The sequence below is a fragment of the Anoxybacillus sp. PDR2 genome (assembly GCF_009834045.1).
GTDB lineage: Bacteria > Bacillota > Bacilli > Bacillales > Anoxybacillaceae > Anoxybacteroides > Anoxybacteroides rupiense.
This window is the reverse complement of record NZ_CP047158.1, coordinates 2,904,806-2,922,815: the sequence shown is the minus strand read 5'-3', so window position 1 is coordinate 2,922,815 and position 18,010 is coordinate 2,904,806. Positions and strand designations below refer to the sequence as shown.

Sequence of the window (18,010 nt, the reverse complement as noted above, 5' to 3'; positions counted from 1 at the left end):
TTTTTTAAGCATCATCCATTCTTCCGGTTTTTTCGGTTCGAATCAGGGCGAAGACAGCTTCTTATGCCAGGTACCGCATGAATTATTTCTTTTTAACAAATAATATGTATAAACCAAAAAGAATCAGCAACAACGGCCAAAATCTCCAAATCGAAGAAATGCTTGTTTGAAAAAGGAGAAAAAAATCGCTAAACCGATCAGAAAACAGCATAAAACAAGCTAAAATAAAAAAAAGCAAGCTTTGGACAAATCCGGTTTTCGTTTTTCGAGCACTGAGGAAAAAAGCCAGTGAAATAATCAAAAACAAGACGCCGATATGCTTCGGCCAGATTGGCAACAGCTGAGAAAGAAGAAAATGAAGACCAAAGCCTAATAGCACCGTACCGGGAAAGATGTGCTGATATTCACGGGCATAATATGCTTGTCCAAGCAAAGCCATTCCAAAAATAACAAGCAAAGCCGGCCAGCCTTGAAACACTTTTAAAAACGCAAGCTGCAACTGTCCTCCTAAAAAATAGATTCCTAAGCCAACCAGCACAATCCCGGAAAAAATTCCGTGTTTTTTCATCCGTCTCTCCTCATTTCTATATATGATGATGCAACTTGATGATGTTCACATCTGCAGTGATAGGGAGTTTAGGCCGTTTTCTACAGTCGGGTGGTTGAGCTACGCCGCTTCACAGAAGGATGAATGGAAGCTGAAAGCGGCATGGCTCCCACCTTCGTCACAAAGATGCGTGATAAAAAAGCAAGCCTGTGACCTTTTATAGATCGCGTTCGTTCCATCCTGAAGTTGTATAGTCTTAAAATCTGGAACATATCGTTCATCCCAAAGCAGAGCCCCATTTCCTCGACGGTAGGCGGTGAACAAGAGCTAAACAATATCCGCTCCTAGATCAATGAATTTGTTTAGAAACGATACTGTTCGGTCGTCCGACCGGTGCAATGAGCCCCTTACTGGCGCTTATGCTGTTTTTCGGCGCGCGTACGCTTTGGGTTGCGAAGCCGCTATTTTATTTGCTAGCGGCACTTATACAATAAACGTAGCTTGATGAATGCCGCTTTTTTTGTTAAGGTACATATGGGAGAAACATGATCTCGGATCAGTCAAACATCTGGTGTGATTCTGTATAAAAGTTTATCATAGACTTTCAAATTGTGTTCAAATTTTTTTTCGGTATCCTGTCCATAGACATGCTATAATATATGGAGATGTCATGTACTTTCGTTGAGGGGGTATAGGAAAAGTGCATATTCTTGTCGTTGGCATAAATTATAAAACGGCCCCTGTAGAAATTCGTGAAAAGCTTGCATTTAGCGAATCGGAATTGGTCGAAGCGATGAAGCTTTTGCAGCAGCAAAAGGGCATTTTAGAAAACGTCATCATTTCGACGTGCAATCGCACAGAAATTTATGCTGTTGTCGACCAAGTGCATACTGGGCGCTATTATATAAAAACGTTTTTAGCAAACTGGTTTCAGCTTGAAAAAGAAATATTGACGCCATATTTGACGATTTTGGAGCATGAAGCGGCGATCGAGCATCTATTTCGTGTCGCCTGCGGCTTAGATTCGATGATTTTAGGCGAGACGCAAATACTGGGACAAGTGCGTGCTAGCTTTTTGCTTGCTCAAGAGGAACACACGATTGGCACGATTTTTAAACAGCTATTTAAGCAAGCCATTACGCTCGCCAAACGTGCCCATTCTGAGACAGAAATCGGTTCAAATGCCGTGTCTGTAAGCTATGCGGCCGTAGAATTAGCGAAAAAGATTTTTGGAGATTTATCGACTAGGCGCGTTCTGATTATTGGAGCCGGAAAAATGGGGGAACTGGCTCTGCAAAATCTTTATGGAAGCGGCGTGCAGCAAGTGACGGTTATTAACCGCACATTTGAAAAGGCCAAGCATTTAGCTGAGAAATTTTCAGGGAATGCGAAGCCGCTTTCTGAGCTGCAGTGCGCCTTGATTGATGCCGACATTTTAATCAGCTCCACAGGCGCAAAAGGTTATGTCATTACGAAGGAAGTGATGACGCATGTAGAAAGAATGCGGAAAGGCCGTCCGCTTTTTATGGTGGATATCGCTGTGCCGCGCGACTTGGATCCGGCGCTTTCGGAGCTTGACAGCGTCTTCTTGTACGATATTGATGATTTAGAGGGAATTGTTCAAGCGAATTTGGCGGAACGCAAAAAAGCAGCAGAACAAATTGAAATGATGATTGAAGCTGAATTGGTGGAATTTCAGCATTGGCTCCATACATTGGGCGTTGTGCCGGTGATTGCCGCGCTTCGCGAAAAAGCATTGGCCATTCAAGAGGAAACGATGCAAAGCATCGAACGGAAGCTGCCGCATTTGTCGGAGCGTGACCGGAAAGTGTTAAATAAGCATACGAAAAGCATTATCAATCAATTGTTGCGCGACCCGATTTTGCGTGCCAAGGAATTAGCGGCTGAACCGAACGCAGAAGAGGCGCTTCAGCTGTTTGCGAAAATTTTTAATATTGAAGATGCCTTGCAAGTGCCCAAACCATCTCGCGATCCTCGCGTAGATGCTGAACGCTCGGTTGTACCATCTCTACAGCCATAAGAGAGGAATTTTGCGAATGCTAGAGATGAATGTGACAAGGTTGTACGAAATGTCCGTACTTTTGTACGCATTATCTGTGTCTTTATATTTTATAGATTTTTTGCATCATAACCGGAAGGCAAACCGCACGGCCTTCTGGTTACTTTCTATTGTCTGGGTTTTTCAAACCGCCTTTTTCTTGCTGCGCATCGTCGAAACGAAGCGTTTTCCGATTTTGACGATGTCGGAAGGCCTTTATTTTTATGCGTGGGTGTTGATCACGCTGTCGCTTGTTATCAACCGTTTGCTGCGTGTGGATTTTATCGTGTTTTTTACAAACGTACTCGCCTTTTTTATGTTGGCGCTGCATACGTTTGCGCCTGCTCATTATCAATCGGAAGCGACGGCGGAAAAGCTTATTTCTGAATTGCTGATTATTCATATTACGATGGCCATTCTCGCTTATGTGGCGTTTTCTCTATCGTTTGTTTTTTCTGTTTTATACATGATTCAGTATCATTTATTAAAGCAGAAAAAATGGGGGAAACGCTTGTTGAGAATGACGGACTTAACCAAATTGGAGGAAATGTCCCATATTTTAAATTTAATCGGATTGCCCATGTTGCTTCTTGGACTTATTTTAGGGCTCATTTGGGCTTATATTAAAATTGAACATTTTCACTGGTATGATGCAAAAGTGCTTGGTTCGTTTTTGGTGCTTGCAGTGTACAGCTTTTATTTTTACAAGAGAATTGTTCAAGGAATTCGCGGCAAAACGATCGCATTGTGGAATATCGGATCATTTTTCTTTTTACTGATCAACTTTTTCTTATTTGGTAGCTTATCGAAGTTCCATCTTTGGTATTCATAATGGAGGAAGAACATATGCGGAAAATTATTGTCGGTTCGCGCCGCAGCAAGCTTGCTTTAACGCAAACAAACTGGGTCATTTCACAGCTGAAGGAGCTTGGTGCGCCGTTCGAATTTGAAGTTAGGGAAATGGTAACAAAGGGCGATCAAATTTTACATGTGACGTTGTCCAAGGTTGGTGGAAAAGGACTATTTGTGAAAGAAATTGAACAAGCCATGCTGAATAAGGAGATTGATATGGCCGTTCATAGCATGAAAGATATGCCGGCTATCTTGCCGCATGGACTAACCATTGGCTGCGTTCCGAAGCGGGAAAATCCTCGCGATGTCATGATTAGCAAACAGCGGCTTTCATTTGCAGAGCTTCCAAGCGGAGCGGTGGTTGGAACGAGCAGTCTGCGCCGTTCTGCTCAACTGTTGGCAAGGCGCCCTGACATTCAAATAAAATGGATTCGCGGCAATATTGATACAAGGCTAGCCAAATTACAAACAGATGAATATGATGCCATCATTTTGGCTGCGGCAGGCCTTTTGCGGATGGGATGGGCTGAGGAGGTTGTGACGGAATATTTATCGACGGATATTTGCCTTCCGGCTGTCGGCCAAGGAGCGCTAGGGATTGAATGCCGTGAAGACGATGAAGAGCTGCTAGAATGGCTGCAAAAATTAAATGATCGTGAAACGGAACGCGCTGTTCTTGCAGAACGCGCCTTTTTGCGGGAAATGGAAGGAGGTTGCCAAGTTCCGATTGCCGGATACGGTTATGTGAACAAGCGAGATGAAGTCGTGTTTACAGGTCTTGTTGCTTCTCCTGATGGAAAAGAAGTCTATAAAGATATGGCTGTCGGAACCGACCCGGAGGAAGTAGGAAGAAAAACAGCCGAGGTGCTTGCGGAATTTGGAGCCAAAGCATTGATTGATCGGCTGAAAGAGGAGTTAGATCAATCATGAAAACACTTCCTTTGCAAGGGAAAAGCATCCTTGTCACAAGAGGGAAGGAGCAGGCAAATGAATTTTCAGCCAAGCTGAGAAAAGCGGGAGCTTGTCCGATAGAAATTCCGTTAATTTCTATTTCAGCTGTAACGGAACGGGAGCATGTAGAGAAATGTCTTAGCCGTTTATCAAGCTATCGTTGGCTTGTGTTTACAAGCGCAAACGGTGTCCGCTTTTTCTTTTCATTTATAACCGATAAGACGACGCTTCCTCATGTAGCGGTCGTTGGCACAAAAACGGCTCACGCTTTAGAAAAAAGGGGCATTCATCCCGATATCATACCAGATCGGTTTGTTGCCGAGGGACTGGCAGAGGCGATGAAAGCAGCGATTGAGCCCGGCGACCGAATCTTGCTTGTCAGAGGAAACCTGGCGCGACAGAATCTGAAGGAAGAGCTGGCCGAGCTTGGAGCGGAGGTTACCGATCTCGTTGTTTATGAAACACACCTTAATGAAAGCGGCAAGGAAGAACTGTTTCATTTATTGAGCAAGCGAGCGATAGATATTATGACCTTTACAAGCTCGTCAACGGTCCAAAGCTTCATGCAAATGGTTGAAGGGGAGAACTGGCAGGAATTAATCGAATCTTGCGTTATTGCCTGCATCGGGCCGATTACTAAGCATACGGCCGAACAATTCGGTTTGACGGTACATATTTGTCCTGATCAATATACAATTGATGATATGATAGAAGCGATGGAAAAATTTTTTATAAACCGTTGATTTATTGGAGGGAAAACGATGGACGCATTACAATTTCACCGCCACCGCCGTTTGCGGCAAACGGAGAATTTACGGGCGATGGTGCGGGAAACACATCTTCATGTAGAAGATTTCATTTATCCGGTTTTTGCGATCGAAGGAGAAAATGTAAAACAAGAAGTTCCATCAATGCCTGGAGTGTACCAATTTTCATTGGATCGCTTAAACGACGAAATTGCGGAAGCGGTAGAGCTCGGAATTAAATCTGTCATTATCTTCGGCATTCCGAACGAAAAAGATGAAGTAGGATCTCAAGCATATTGTGAGCATGGCATTGTGCAGAAGGCCATTCACCAAGTAAAACAATCCTTTCCTGATCTTGTGGTAATTGCCGACACATGTTTGTGCGAATATACAAGCCACGGACATTGCGGCGTTGTCGAACAGGAGGAAGTATTGAACGACCCATCGCTTGAACTGCTTGTAAAAACAGCGGTGAGCCAAGCAAGTGCCGGGGCAGATATTATCGCGCCATCCAATATGATGGACGGCTTTGTGGCGGCCATTCGCCGTGGGCTGGATGAAGCGGGCTTTGCTCACGTGCCGATTATGTCTTATGCTGTGAAATATGCCTCTGCTTTTTATGGACCGTTTCGTGATGCCGCTAATAGCACACCGCAATTTGGAGACCGCAAGACCTATCAAATGGATCCAGCCAACAGACTTGAAGCGTTTCGCGAAGCTGAGTCCGATGTGGCTGAAGGCGCCGATTTTATTATGGTAAAACCGGCTCTTGCCTATTTAGATATTATCCGCGATATGAAAAACCGTTTTCACCTTCCGATTGTGGCATACAATGTGAGCGGGGAGTACGCGATGATCAAAGCTGCGGCGCAAAACGGTTGGGTGAACGAAAAACAAATTGTGCTGGAAATGCTGCTTGGCATGAAGCGGGCCGGCGCTGACTTAATTTTAACTTACTTCGCAAAAGATGTAGCCCGCTGGCTCAAAGAATAGGGGGCGAGGGAAGATGAGAAGCTACGAACGTTCAAAACGAGCCTATCAAGAAGCGGTGCAGCTGCTGCCCGGAGGGGTGAACAGCCCCGTTCGCGCCTTTCGATCCGTAAACATGGACCCAATTTTCATGGCGCACGGAAAAGGCTCCAAGATTTATGATATCGACGAAAACGAATATATTGACTATGTTTTGTCATGGGGACCGCTTATTCTCGGACATGCAAATGAACGGGTGGTCGAAGCGCTGAAAAAAGTAGCGGAAAACGGTACAAGTTTTGGCGCGCCAACATTAATGGAAAACGAGCTAGCAAAGCTTGTGATCGAGCGTGTGCCATCGATAGACATTGTGCGCATGGTCAATTCCGGAACAGAAGCGACGATGAGCGCGTTGCGTCTAGCTCGTGGTTACACAGGACGAAACAAAATTCTTAAATTTGAAGGCTGTTATCATGGGCATGGCGACTCGTTATTAATCAAAGCCGGATCAGGAGTAGCGACACTTGGTTTACCTGACAGCCCGGGCGTGCCGAAATCCGTCGCGCAAAATACCATCACGGTGCCTTATAATGATTTAGAAAGTGTCCAATATGCTTTCGAACAATTTGGTGAAGACATTGCTGCGATCATTGTTGAACCGGTTGCCGGAAATATGGGAGTCGTTCCGCCGCTGCCTGGGTTTTTACAAGGATTGCGGGACATTACGAATGAATACGGGGCATTGCTTATTTTTGATGAGGTAATGACAGGTTTTCGTGTTGACTATCACTGTGCCCAAGGCTATTTTGGCATTATTCCGGATTTAACCTGTCTTGGTAAAGTCATCGGCGGCGGTCTTCCGGTTGGCGCATATGGCGGCAAAGCGGAGATCATGGAACGTATTGCTCCGAGCGGTCCGATCTATCAGGCTGGTACGTTATCGGGCAATCCGCTTGCGATGACAGCTGGATATGAAACATTAATTCAGCTCACTCCAGAAACATATGAACAATTTAAGAAAAAAGCGGATCGTTTAGAGGAAGGATTGCGAAAAGCGGCAGAAGCGTATGATATTCCTCATGCGATCAATCGCGCTGGTTCCATGATCGGCTTCTTCTTTACAAATGAAAAAGTCGTGAATTATGAAAAAGCGAAAACCTCCGACCTTGAGATGTTTGCCGCTTATTACCGCGAAATGGCTGAGCAAGGCGTATTCCTGCCACCGTCTCAATTTGAGGGCATGTTCTTATCGACTGCGCATACGGATGAAGATATTGAAAAAACGATTGAAGCAGCGGAAAAAGCGTTTGCTAAGCTGAAGGAAAAACGATAATGGAGACAAATGGACTGTGTACTTTCGTTAGGCACAGTCCATTTTTTTATTCATATTCTTTTTTTCACGCTCATAAATTGATAATGTCATTATAAAAAAGTTTGGACGAAAGAAACGGAAGGAGGAGTACGTTTGGATCAATCATATTTGCGCTTTTCGCTTGAGGAAGCGATCTGGTTTAAAAAGGGACAGGAAGTCCAAGAGTTTCTCTCAGTGTCTTTAGATCCGGTCATTTCCGTTGATGAATACGAGCATTATATTACCATTCGCGGAGCGCTTGAACTTAGCGGAGAATATCGTATGGCAGATGATGAAGAGGGAGAAGATGTAGAATTATACGACTTTGGTACGCATCGGTTTATTCAGCACATTGAAACACGTGAAGATGGAATCACGGAGCTGTTTCATCGATTTCCTGTCGATATTACCATTCCGAAGAACCGGATTGTGAATTTGGAAGATGTTTATGTCACGATTGAATCATTTGATTATGATTTAGGGCAAGATGGCCGTCTCTCGTTAATGGCGGATATTTCGATAAGCGGAATCAGTGAAGACACGGATGATGAGGCCGAGGATGAAGATGGGGAACCATGGTTCGAGCCGTTTGAAACAGTGGCGCGCAAGGAACTTTATGATGAAGAATATGAAGATGAATATGGCCGCTTTGAATCCAGCATCCATGCGGAAAACGAAGAGAATCTCGAAAACCATGGATGGAGTAATGAAAATGCTGAACAAGACAACGAGCATTGGAATCCTATTTTCGACCAAGCTGAAGAAAATGAAGAGACAGAGCCGGAGTTTGAAAATCACGGTCCGTTGATCGCCAACAACGAAAACAATGAAGCGCCAGAGCATGAAACAAAAGTATCAATTGGAGCATCCAAGCATAAGGATCAGGAAAACCATCAAGCTGTCGAGGGCGAAGAAACAAAAAAACAGAGAAAAGAAAATGCTCTCTATTTAACACAGTTGTTTTCAAAGGATCAAGCAGAAGATTTTTCAAGACTAAAAATTTGCATTGTTCAGCAAGGCGATTCGATGGACAAGATTGCACAGCGTTACGATTTAAGCATCCAACAAATATTAAGGGCCAACCAGCTTGACTATGAAGCTGAGCTTCGTGAAGGACAGCTATTATATATCCCCGTGCCGGCCAATAGCCGCCCGTAAGCCTAAAAATCTCCCACTTTCACGTCTTATCACAGCGAAAAAGTGGGAGATTTCTTTTCGAATGCAAGGAAAGGGGGATTTTTTTGAATACGCGATTGGATGACCATGTCATTTTAAGACAATATCATTTGCAGCCTTCCCATATTGTGAATGATGGAAAGGTGAAAAAAATATATACAAATGAAGGGATTTTTGTGCTCAAGGAAATCAAAAGCCAAAAAAGCCTTCAGGCAGTGGAGCAAGCGTATCGGTTTTACGGACCGCATATCGTGCCCATTTACGCCGCGAGAAATGGGGCGCCATTTGTCGCAGAAGCCGGCCGCTATTATTATTTAATGCCGTGGATATCCGGCGAGGAAAAGCGTGAGGAGAACCGCTTTCTTTCGTTTTTTCGCGATCTTGCGTGGCTGCATCGCCAGACGCTGCAAGAGGTTCCAATCAATCAAGAAGAAGTGAAAAAATATTACGAGGCACAGAAGCAGGAATGGGAAAAGCAGCGCTCATTTTTGCAAGCTTATGCGGAGCAATGCGAGAAAGAGTGGTATATGTCCCCCTTTCAGCTGCACTTTTGTACGTATTTTCGTGAAACGATGCAGGCATACTGGTTTGCGGAGACGCAGCTCGAAACTTGGTATGAACGAATAAAAGAACAAAAAAAGTGGCGGATTTCTTTCATTCATGGAAAGCCGGCGTTATCTCATTATATTCCTAACCATCATCAGGAAAAACGGTATTTTTTAAGCTGGGAACGGGCGCGCTGGGCTTCGCCGCTTGCCGATGTATGGCTATCTTTACAAGACTACGTGCGGATCGCGCCGCCAATGGATGAGAGCTGGATTCAGGGATTCAGCGAATATGAAGGGCAATTGATGATTCAGGAGGAAGAGAGGGCTTTTTTTATGAGCCACGCCGCTCCTCCGTCTCACTTCTATCGATTGATTTCCCGATATGGAGAACAAAAGCAGAAAAAGAGCGAATACGATAGCGTTGTGCAGCTGCATCGGGAATATTGGAGAATGAAGCACATAGAATATATCATGATGCGGCTTGTCCAGATCAATGAAAAAAAGGGGGAAGAGCAAACCCTAAATCCACTCGAGCCGGAAAGCGATCGCCAGCAAGATGAAGATCGCCAATAAGATGACATCGAAGGTCGTTGGCAAGAAAATCGTTCGAACCGCCTGAAAAATCGTAATCGGAATAATGATTTGCACACAAACGATGCGAATTTGCCGAAGCCATGGCGGCCAAGAATATGGATTAAACCTTTTCATGGATGCTCCCTCCTTTCTATCAGCCATTACTATTACAGTATGAAACCAAACGTTTTTTGTCACTGGAAATTAAAGATAAGAATAAACCGATAAAAAGATGGAAAAGATGATTGACGATGAAATTGGTTTTTCGGTAGTATGTATAGTGAACAGATGAAAAGCGAAGACAGGGAAGAGTACAACGAATAACCCTTTCAGAGAGGGAAGTCAATAGCTGCGAGATTTCCTAGGACGTTATCGTTGGAAGGTCGCCCTTGAGCTGCTTCTTTGAACAGCGCTTAGCTTAGTAAAAGAAGCCGGTTGCAGCCGTTAATGCCTGAGGTGCCTAAGCGTTTTTTGGTTTGCTTAGGAAAAAAGGTGGTACCGCGAAAGAGATCTCCTTTCGTCCTTTTCGGATGAAGGGAGTTTTTTATTTTGCAGAAACATCATTAGGAGGGATAAACAGATGGATACAAAAGAGTTGACGATGCCGACGAAGTACGATCATAAAGCGGTTGAAACGAATCGCTATCAATGGTGGCTTGAAGGCAAATTTTTTGAAGCGGCTGGCGGAGAAGACAAGCAGCCGTTTACCATCGTCATTCCGCCGCCGAACGTAACAGGAAAACTGCATTTAGGACATGCGTGGGATACGACGCTGCAAGACATTATCACACGCATTAAGCGAATGCAAGGCTATGATGTGTTATGGCTTCCGGGAATGGACCATGCAGGTATTGCGACGCAGGCAAAGGTGGAAGAAAAACTGCGCAATCAGGGACTTTCTCGTTACGATTTAGGGAGAGAAAAATTTGTGGAGGAAACATGGAAGTGGAAAGAGGAATATGCGAGCCATATTCGTGCGCAATGGGCAAAATTAGGCCTTGGGCTTGATTACACACGCGAGCGCTTTACCTTAGATGAAGGGTTATCAAAGGCGGTGCGTGAAGTATTTGTGTCCCTTTACCGAAAAGGGTTGATTTATCGCGGAGAATATATTATCAACTGGGATCCAGTGACAAAAACCGCTTTATCAGATATTGAAGTGATTTACAAAGACGTGCAAGGTGCGCTCTATCATATGCGCTATCCGCTCGCCGACGGCTCAGGATATATTGAGGTAGCGACAACGCGTCCAGAAACCATGCTTGGTGACACAGCAGTGGCCGTGCATCCAGAAGATGAACGCTATCAACATTTAATTGGCAAAACGGTGATTCTGCCGATTATCGGTCGGGAAATCCCGATTATTGGCGATGAATACGTCGATATGGAATTTGGCTCTGGAGCTGTCAAAATTACTCCTGCACATGATCCGAACGACTTTGAAATCGGCAATCGCCATAATCTGCCGCGCATTCTCGTCATGAACGAAGACGGAACAATGAACGATCACGCTATGCAGTATAAAGGATTGGACCGTTTTGAATGCCGCAAGAAAATTGTCAAGGATCTCCAAGAGCAAGGCGTCTTATTTAAAATTGAAGAGCATTTGCATTCTGTGGGCCATAGCGAGCGCAGCGGAGCTGTTGTCGAGCCGTATTTATCAACACAATGGTTCGTGAACATGAAGCCGCTTGCTGAAGCCGCGATTGAATGGCAAAAAAGAGAGGACAAAGTCAACTTTGTGCCAGAGCGATTTGAGAAAACGTATTTACATTGGATGGAAAATATCCGCGATTGGTGTATTTCACGGCAATTATGGTGGGGACATCGCATCCCGGCTTGGTATCACAAAGAAACGGGTGACATCTATGTGGATCATGAACCGCCGGCAGATATTGAAAACTGGGAACAAGATCCAGATGTATTAGATACATGGTTCAGCTCGGCATTGTGGCCATTTTCAACAATGGGCTGGCCAAATAAAGAGTCAAGTGATTATCAGCGCTACTATCCAACGGATGTGCTTGTAACAGGCTACGACATCATTTTCTTCTGGGTATCGCGCATGATTTTCCAAGCTCTTGAATTTACCGGCACTCGTCCGTTTAAAGATGTATTGATCCATGGCTTGGTACGCGATGCTCAAGGACGAAAAATGAGTAAATCGCTCGGCAATGGCGTGGACCCGATGGACGTCATCGACCAATATGGCGCTGATTCGCTGCGTTATTTCTTAGCGACAGGCAGCTCGCCGGGCCAAGACCTACGCTTCAGCACGGAAAAGGTAGAAGCAACATGGAATTTTGCCAATAAAGTATGGAACGCTTCACGTTTCGCCCTGATGAATATGGGCGGTTTAACGTATGAAGAGATTGATTTGGACGGTGAAAAATCCGTTGCTGATAAATGGATTTTAACTCGTTTAAATGAAACGATTGAAACGGTTACAAAGCTTGTAGAAAAATATGAGTTCGGCGAAGTCGGACGCGTTCTTTATAACTTTATTTGGGACGATCTATGCGACTGGTACATTGAAATGGCGAAACTGCCCCTATATGGCGCTGATGAAGCGGCCAAAAAAACTACTCGTTCGGTGCTTGCCTATGTACTTGATCAAACGATGCGCCTGCTGCATCCATTTATGCCGTTCATTACCGAGGAAATTTGGCAGCATTTGCCTCATGAAGGCAAATCCATTACGGTCGCATCTTGGCCAAAGGTGCGTTCTGAATGGACAGATCGTGAAGCGGCCGAAGAAATGCGTCTGCTTGTTGATATAATCCGTGCCGTGCGCAATATTCGCGCGGAAGTGAATACTCCGTTAAGCAAGCCCATTAAACTGCATATTAAAGCAAAGGATGCTGCTATTCAAGCAACGCTTGAGCGAAACCGCGCTTACATTGAACGCTTCTGCAATCCTAGCGAGCTGGTGATTGGTACAGATATAGCTGCAGCTGAAAAAGCGATGACAGCGGTCGTTACCGGCGCAGAGCTCAGCTTGCCGCTTGAGGGCCTTATCAATATTGAAGAAGAATTAAAGCGTTTAGAAAAAGAACTTGAAAAGCTCGATAAAGAGGTAGAACGAGTTCAGAAGAAACTAAGCAACGAAGGCTTCATCAGCAAAGCGCCGGCGCATGTCATTGAGGAAGAACGCAAAAAAGAACAAGACTACATGGAAAAACGCGATGCTGTGCGGGCGCGCATCGCTGAATTAAAAGGATAGACCACAAGTGTTGATGATGCATGCCCAGTCGGCAAGCGAATGGCTTGGCGAATATGGCAGAAAAGCTAGGAATTAAGCAATAGTCAATAGGATTTTATTGGATCATCAACACATCTGAGGATAGACAATAGCTGAATCGGTCATATATGATGAAGACGGGTCCATGCGTAGGATTCCGTCTTCCTTTTGCTTGCCGCAAAAAATCCGTGAGGAGGAGAGAACATGATCCAAACATATGATGAGGCACTCAAATGGATTCATCAACGGTTACGCTTGGGAATTAAGCCAGGATTAAAGCGGATGGAATGGATGATGGACAAGCTTGGCCATCCAGAGCGCCGAGTAAAAGCTGTTCATATTGCAGGAACAAACGGAAAAGGGTCGACGCTTTGCTATTTACGACAAATTTTACAGGAAGCGGGCTATTCAGTCGGAACGTTCACGTCTCCTTATGTTGAACAATTCAACGAACGGATAAGTGTGAACGGTCAGCCGATTTCCAATGCGGAGCTGCTTCAGCTTGCGCAAACCATCGAGCCGCTTGCTGAAGAGTTAGGGAAAACGGAGCTTGGAGAGCCGACCGAATTTGAAATCATTACAGCCATGATGTTTTATTACTTTGGCAAAGTGAACATTCAAGATGTGGTTGTGATAGAAACAGGCCTTGGAGGGCGATTCGATTCCACGAATATCATTTATCCATTGCTATCGATTATTACAAACATCGGGTATGACCATATGCATATATTAGGGGAAACGCTTGAAGCAATCGCATTTGAAAAAGCGGGCATTATCAAGCCGGGAGTTCCCGTGATCACGGCTGTTGAGCAACCAGAGGCGCTTCAGGTTATAAAAGAGAGAGCAGCTGAGGCAAAAGCGAAGGCCTATATTCTTGACCGTGATTTTGCCGCAGCAGACTTTGAGCCAATAGAGACAGGAGAGCAATTTTCCGTCGAAACGCCGTTTGCCCAATATCCTCTTTTAGCAACGACGATGTTTGGAGCGCACCAAGTGAAAAATGCGGCGCTTGCCGTCATGGCCGCTGATTATTTGCGGACCTATTATTCTTTTATTATTGAAGAATCTCATATTCGCAGTGGAATTGAGCAGGCGCAATGGTTGGGGCGCTTTGAAAGGATTTCTAATGAACCGCTCATGATTATTGATGGAGCTCATAATGAGGAAGGGATTCAGAGCTTGATTGAAACGGTAAAAACACATTATGCGGATAAAGCTGTGCATATCTTGTTTGCCGCTTTAACAGATAAACCGCTTAACAAAATGATTCAGACACTTGCGAATATGGCTGCTTCGATCACGTTCACATCGTTCGATTTTCCGCGGGCAGCGACGGCTAAACAGCTCGAGGAGCTATGCTCACATCCAAATAAAGCATGTACGGAGAATTGGCAAGAATGGCTGACTGAAAAACAAGAAAAATATACAGAACAAGATCTTTTTTTAATTACGGGATCGCTTTATTATATTTCAGAAGTACGAAAGTTTTTAAAAAATTAATATATTTATAGCTATGATTGCTGTTATAATAAAGAAAACGGGACTTTGGGAGGGGGGATTGCTGTGAAAAGGTCATTTTTGGTACTTTTGTCGGTGTTGCTGTTGCTTCCGTTTTTTCCGGCAAGCTTTGTAAAACATGCTGCCGCAAGCACCAATTCGTTTGAAGTGTTGGAGATTGTAAGTCAATTATCTTCTCCATCGCCTTTACAGCAGGAAATCGGCAGTCGCCAAGATATTAACATCACGACGATGACGATGAAGCGATTTGTGGCGCTGCGCGATGAACTGGATGGTAAATACGACGCGATTGTGATTTCAAAAGGAGATTATAGTCCTGCTTCCGTCAAGTCATCACCAGACTCCAGTTCTTCGCAGCGAGCCCGTGCCCATGATACGAGAGACGTGATGAACGATATAACCAATTTACGCGCGCAGCAAATCAAACAGTTTTATATTGATAAAGGGTTGCCCGTGTTTCTGCATCAAGACGTATTCAAATATACCGACAGTAAATTGTACCAACAGTTTAAGCAGTATCGAACAAACACGGCCAGCAACGTGATTGTGTTCCAAAATCAAACCGGTCTCGCCAATTATTTAGCGAACCGGGCGGGCCGTCCGCGCGTCCAGGTGACAAGCGCCCCATCATCCACGCAAGTATTTAAAAAAGGAGACAGCATCACCTTTTCTTACCAGATTGTCAATTACCAACGCTTTTCAAATAAGCTGCTTACTGTTAATTTGTATATTGATTCTGATTTTAACGATCAATATACGAATGAAGAAATTGTGGCTTCTAAGGAAGTCAAGAGTCAGTCAGGCACGATTTCTTACACGTTTCCAGCCGGATTTTCCGGCGTGCGCTACTGGAAGCTGGAAGTCGTTGACGAGGCTACAGCACTGAAGGACTATGAAAAAGGATATGTCAAATTTCAGGATGTCGTCCCTAAAATTAACGTGCTGCAAATCCGCAGCGGAAATGATGCCAGCTCGCTTCTAAACAGCAAAAACATGAACCAGTCCTATTTAAAGCGGACGAATGAATATGAAATTTCGATCGATGTGACAACATTAAGCGACTTTCAAAAAAGCCGGCAATATGAACCGAATTACTCTCATGAAGTGATCAATGGCAAGTACGATATGATTATTTTCGGATTTGCCGATTGTTATAACGGCTGTAACAATCCCATCAACTTAAACGCGAATGCGGTCCAGTCTGTGAAGAATTTTATTGCGACAGGACAAAGTGTCATGTTTACTCATGATATTATGTTTGGAAAAAATAACGTTTGGGTGAATGAATTCGGACCCATTGTCGGCCAAATTCAGCCGCAAACAGATTTAGGAAACGGAGCGCCGAATACGTCGACAAGCACGAAAAGGGTGAACAGCGGCTTAATCACCGACTATCCGTTTCAGCTTGCTGACAACATTACAGTGGCCACGACGCACAATCAATATTATACGCTCGATCTCGAAGACAGTTCGGTCATTCCTTGGTATAACATCGTCGGGTCCAATCGCGATGTGTATGACAGCTGGAACCATTACTATACGTATTCGAAAGGAAATGTGACCTATTCGGGAACGGGGCATGTCGGCACATCGGCTGGCTTCCCAGACGATGAGCAAAAGCTGTTCGTCAATACAATGTATCGCGCCTTTTTCGGTTCCAATCATGCACCGCAGCTGACCGTGTTTACCCCGCGGGAGACGGAGGAAATTCCGAGCAATCAAAAGATTGAGCTGTCTTATAAGGTGGAAGATTTAGATTTAACGGACCGCACGCTGGCCACAAAAGTATGGCTGAACGGAAACGAAGTATATTCGAACAGCCTTGTGCCAAACGGAACGACAGTCATTCAGTCGATTCCTCATCAAATGCCGAACGGTGGGAAAGCGACTATCAAAATTGAAGTAACAGACGCAAAAGGAGCCAAAGTGACGAAGGAGTTTCAAGTAACCATTCAAAGGGTGACCGCCAATCTTGAGGTGAGCCGCTCCATTACAGCGACGCTGACTCCTGTTGATCGCAGCGTGACAGTGGAGTATACGCTGAACCCAAAACAGCTTTCCTTAACGACTAACTCGCCGTTAACTGTCACCAATATTCAGTTTCAAGAAAAGCTGCCGGCTGGCGTGGAGGTGACCTCGCTTCCAAACGGCTTTACTAAACAAGGAAGCATCGATCAGGGGTATACGATTACAGGAAAATTGCCGAACATTTCGTATCAGCAGAATGGCTCGCTCTTTACAGCGCCTCAGCAGACCTTTGCCATTCAGCTGACGCCGACGAAAAAAGGGGAGTTTTCGCTGCAGCAAGCTACTTTATCGTATCAAGATTTGAATGGCCAGACAGCGAATTTGTCCTTTAATCCGTTGCGCTTTGTGTCTGATTATGAAATCACCAGTGTCTCACTTCCTGATACCGTCTTTATCAATCGCGGCGTACCGAAAAATTTAAACCTGCTTTTGAGCATTTCGCCGCAAAACGCTACCGTCGCATCGATAGAATGGAGCGAAGCTAGCAATGGATCGATCGTATCAGTGGACAAAATGGGAGTGCTTACCGCGATCAATAAAGGAAGTGCGGAAGTAACGGTGAAAGTGAAAGACGCATTTGGCAATGAACGAACGGCAAAAACAAAAGCGATCGTCCGCATTCCGGTCGATTCGATCGAGATGAGCGATTTTACGGTTAGGGTCGGAGAGACCATACCAATTCCGATCACCGTTACACCAGCGGATGCGAGGGAAAGCGTTGCGTATTCCATTGGCGATAATCGATATGCCGATCTCGATCAAATCAATGGGACGATAACCGGAAAAACAGAAGGAGTGACCACATTGACCGCGAAAGCCTTTGATGCGGACGATCAGCTGGTGGAGAAGACGATCAATGTCACAGTTCGAGCCGTTCCGGTCGAGAGCGTCACTGTTTTTCCAGCGACGGCCTCCATCAATCTTCATGACAAGCTTTCTTTGAAGGCGACGATTTTGCCGGGAAACGCAACAAATAAACAGATTCAATGGAGCTCATCTGATTCGACCGTTGCCACAGTCGATGAAAACGGAAAAGTGGTCGGTGTCGGTACAGGAACAGCGGTGATTACGGCGACCGCCCACAATGGCGTTCAAGGAACAGCCGTCATTCATGTGGGAGTGCCGTTGACCGGTATTTCGCTTCCATCAACGATAACGGTCGAAAAAGGAAAAACGTTCAGCGTGCGAGCTTATTTGGCGAAAATACCAGCCAATGCGACCACTTCAATTACAAGCTATGAATATCATGTAGAGGACAGTTATTATGCGGTCGTCGATGACAGCGGAGAAGTTACTGGCAAACGACTAGGACAGACGGTGCTTACCGTTCAAGTGACGGATGAAAACAGTAAGGTTTGGACGGCGACGACCACGATTCGCATCGTCGAGCACACGGATCATTCAAATGGCGGCGAAAATGGCTGGCTGTATTAGATAAGGATGTGAAGCAG

The 18,010-nt window shown here is 44.9% G+C and carries 13 protein-coding genes and 1 other annotated feature; of the genes, 11 read left to right on the top strand and 2 right to left on the bottom strand.

What is annotated here, in order from left to right; all coding sequences use genetic code 11:
• Positions 1-82: 82 nt before the first annotated feature.
• Entirely contained in the window at positions 83-568 is a 486-nt protein-coding gene (locus GRQ40_RS14085) for a LiaI-LiaF-like domain-containing protein (protein ID WP_080862116.1), read from the bottom strand.
• Between the two features lie 679 nt (positions 569-1,247).
• On the opposite strand from GRQ40_RS14085, the gene hemA reads away from it, so the two are divergent.
• The 8 genes from hemA to ysxE all read left to right on the top strand — a co-directional run bounded on the left by hemA (position 1,248) and on the right by ysxE (position 9,772).
• Positions 1,248-2,588, top strand: coding sequence for a glutamyl-tRNA reductase (gene hemA, locus GRQ40_RS14080; protein WP_159720223.1), 1,341 nt, complete (start codon positions 1,248-1,250; stop codon positions 2,586-2,588).
• Between the two features lie 16 nt (positions 2,589-2,604).
• Positions 2,605-3,438, top strand: a complete 834-nt coding sequence (locus GRQ40_RS14075) for a cytochrome C assembly family protein (RefSeq protein WP_044742941.1) — start codon at positions 2,605-2,607, stop codon at positions 3,436-3,438.
• Positions 3,439-3,452: 14 nt separating this feature from the next.
• A complete protein-coding gene (gene hemC / locus GRQ40_RS14070; RefSeq protein WP_044742940.1) occupies positions 3,453-4,388 on the top strand; it encodes a hydroxymethylbilane synthase in 936 nt (311 codons plus the stop codon).
• Positions 4,385-5,152 (top strand): uroporphyrinogen-III synthase, encoded by a 768-nt coding sequence (locus GRQ40_RS14065; protein ID WP_080862118.1) that lies wholly within the window; start codon positions 4,385-4,387, stop codon positions 5,150-5,152. The genes hemC and GRQ40_RS14065 overlap by 4 nt, the downstream gene beginning before the upstream one ends.
• An 18-nt stretch (positions 5,153-5,170) precedes the next feature.
• The gene (gene hemB / locus GRQ40_RS14060; protein WP_159720222.1) at positions 5,171-6,148 is read left to right on the top strand and encodes a porphobilinogen synthase; all 978 of its coding nucleotides are present in this window, start codon (positions 5,171-5,173) and stop codon (positions 6,146-6,148) included.
• Positions 6,149-6,161: 13 nt separating this feature from the next.
• The gene (hemL, locus tag GRQ40_RS14055) at positions 6,162-7,457 is read left to right on the top strand and encodes a glutamate-1-semialdehyde 2,1-aminomutase (RefSeq protein ID WP_159720221.1); all 1,296 of its coding nucleotides are present in this window, start codon (positions 6,162-6,164) and stop codon (positions 7,455-7,457) included.
• 132 nt (positions 7,458-7,589) lie between these two features.
• Positions 7,590-8,633 carry a stage VI sporulation protein D gene (gene spoVID, locus GRQ40_RS14050; RefSeq protein WP_066146242.1) on the top strand — a complete coding sequence of 348 codons (1,044 nt, stop codon included), beginning with the start codon at positions 7,590-7,592 and terminating at the stop codon, positions 8,631-8,633.
• Positions 8,634-8,716: 83 nt separating this feature from the next.
• Positions 8,717-9,772: a spore coat protein YsxE gene (ysxE, locus tag GRQ40_RS14045; RefSeq protein ID WP_183186540.1), complete on the top strand. Its 1,056-nt coding sequence runs from the start codon at positions 8,717-8,719 to the stop codon at positions 9,770-9,772.
• Here the strand turns inward: ysxE and GRQ40_RS14040 are convergent.
• Positions 9,719-9,907 (bottom strand): hypothetical protein, encoded by a 189-nt coding sequence (locus GRQ40_RS14040; protein WP_044742934.1) that lies wholly within the window; start codon positions 9,905-9,907, stop codon positions 9,719-9,721. The two genes, ysxE and GRQ40_RS14040, sit on opposite strands and share 54 nt — an antisense overlap.
• A 154-nt stretch (positions 9,908-10,061) precedes the next feature.
• Positions 10,062-10,300, top strand: a binding site (T-box leader).
• A gap of 52 nt (positions 10,301-10,352) precedes the next feature.
• Here GRQ40_RS14040 and GRQ40_RS14035 point away from each other — a divergent pair.
• The 3 genes from GRQ40_RS14035 to GRQ40_RS14025 all read left to right on the top strand — a co-directional run bounded on the left by GRQ40_RS14035 (position 10,353) and on the right by GRQ40_RS14025 (position 17,993).
• Positions 10,353-12,995 (top strand): valine--tRNA ligase, encoded by a 2,643-nt coding sequence (locus GRQ40_RS14035; RefSeq protein WP_159720220.1) that lies wholly within the window; start codon positions 10,353-10,355, stop codon positions 12,993-12,995.
• A 222-nt stretch (positions 12,996-13,217) separates the two neighbouring features.
• Positions 13,218-14,513: a bifunctional folylpolyglutamate synthase/dihydrofolate synthase gene (locus GRQ40_RS14030; protein ID WP_159720219.1), complete on the top strand. Its 1,296-nt coding sequence runs from the start codon at positions 13,218-13,220 to the stop codon at positions 14,511-14,513.
• A gap of 63 nt (positions 14,514-14,576) precedes the next feature.
• Complete coding sequence (locus GRQ40_RS14025) at positions 14,577-17,993, top strand: Ig-like domain-containing protein (protein WP_159720218.1); 3,417 nt, start codon at positions 14,577-14,579, stop codon at positions 17,991-17,993.
• Positions 17,994-18,010 lie beyond the last annotated feature (17 nt).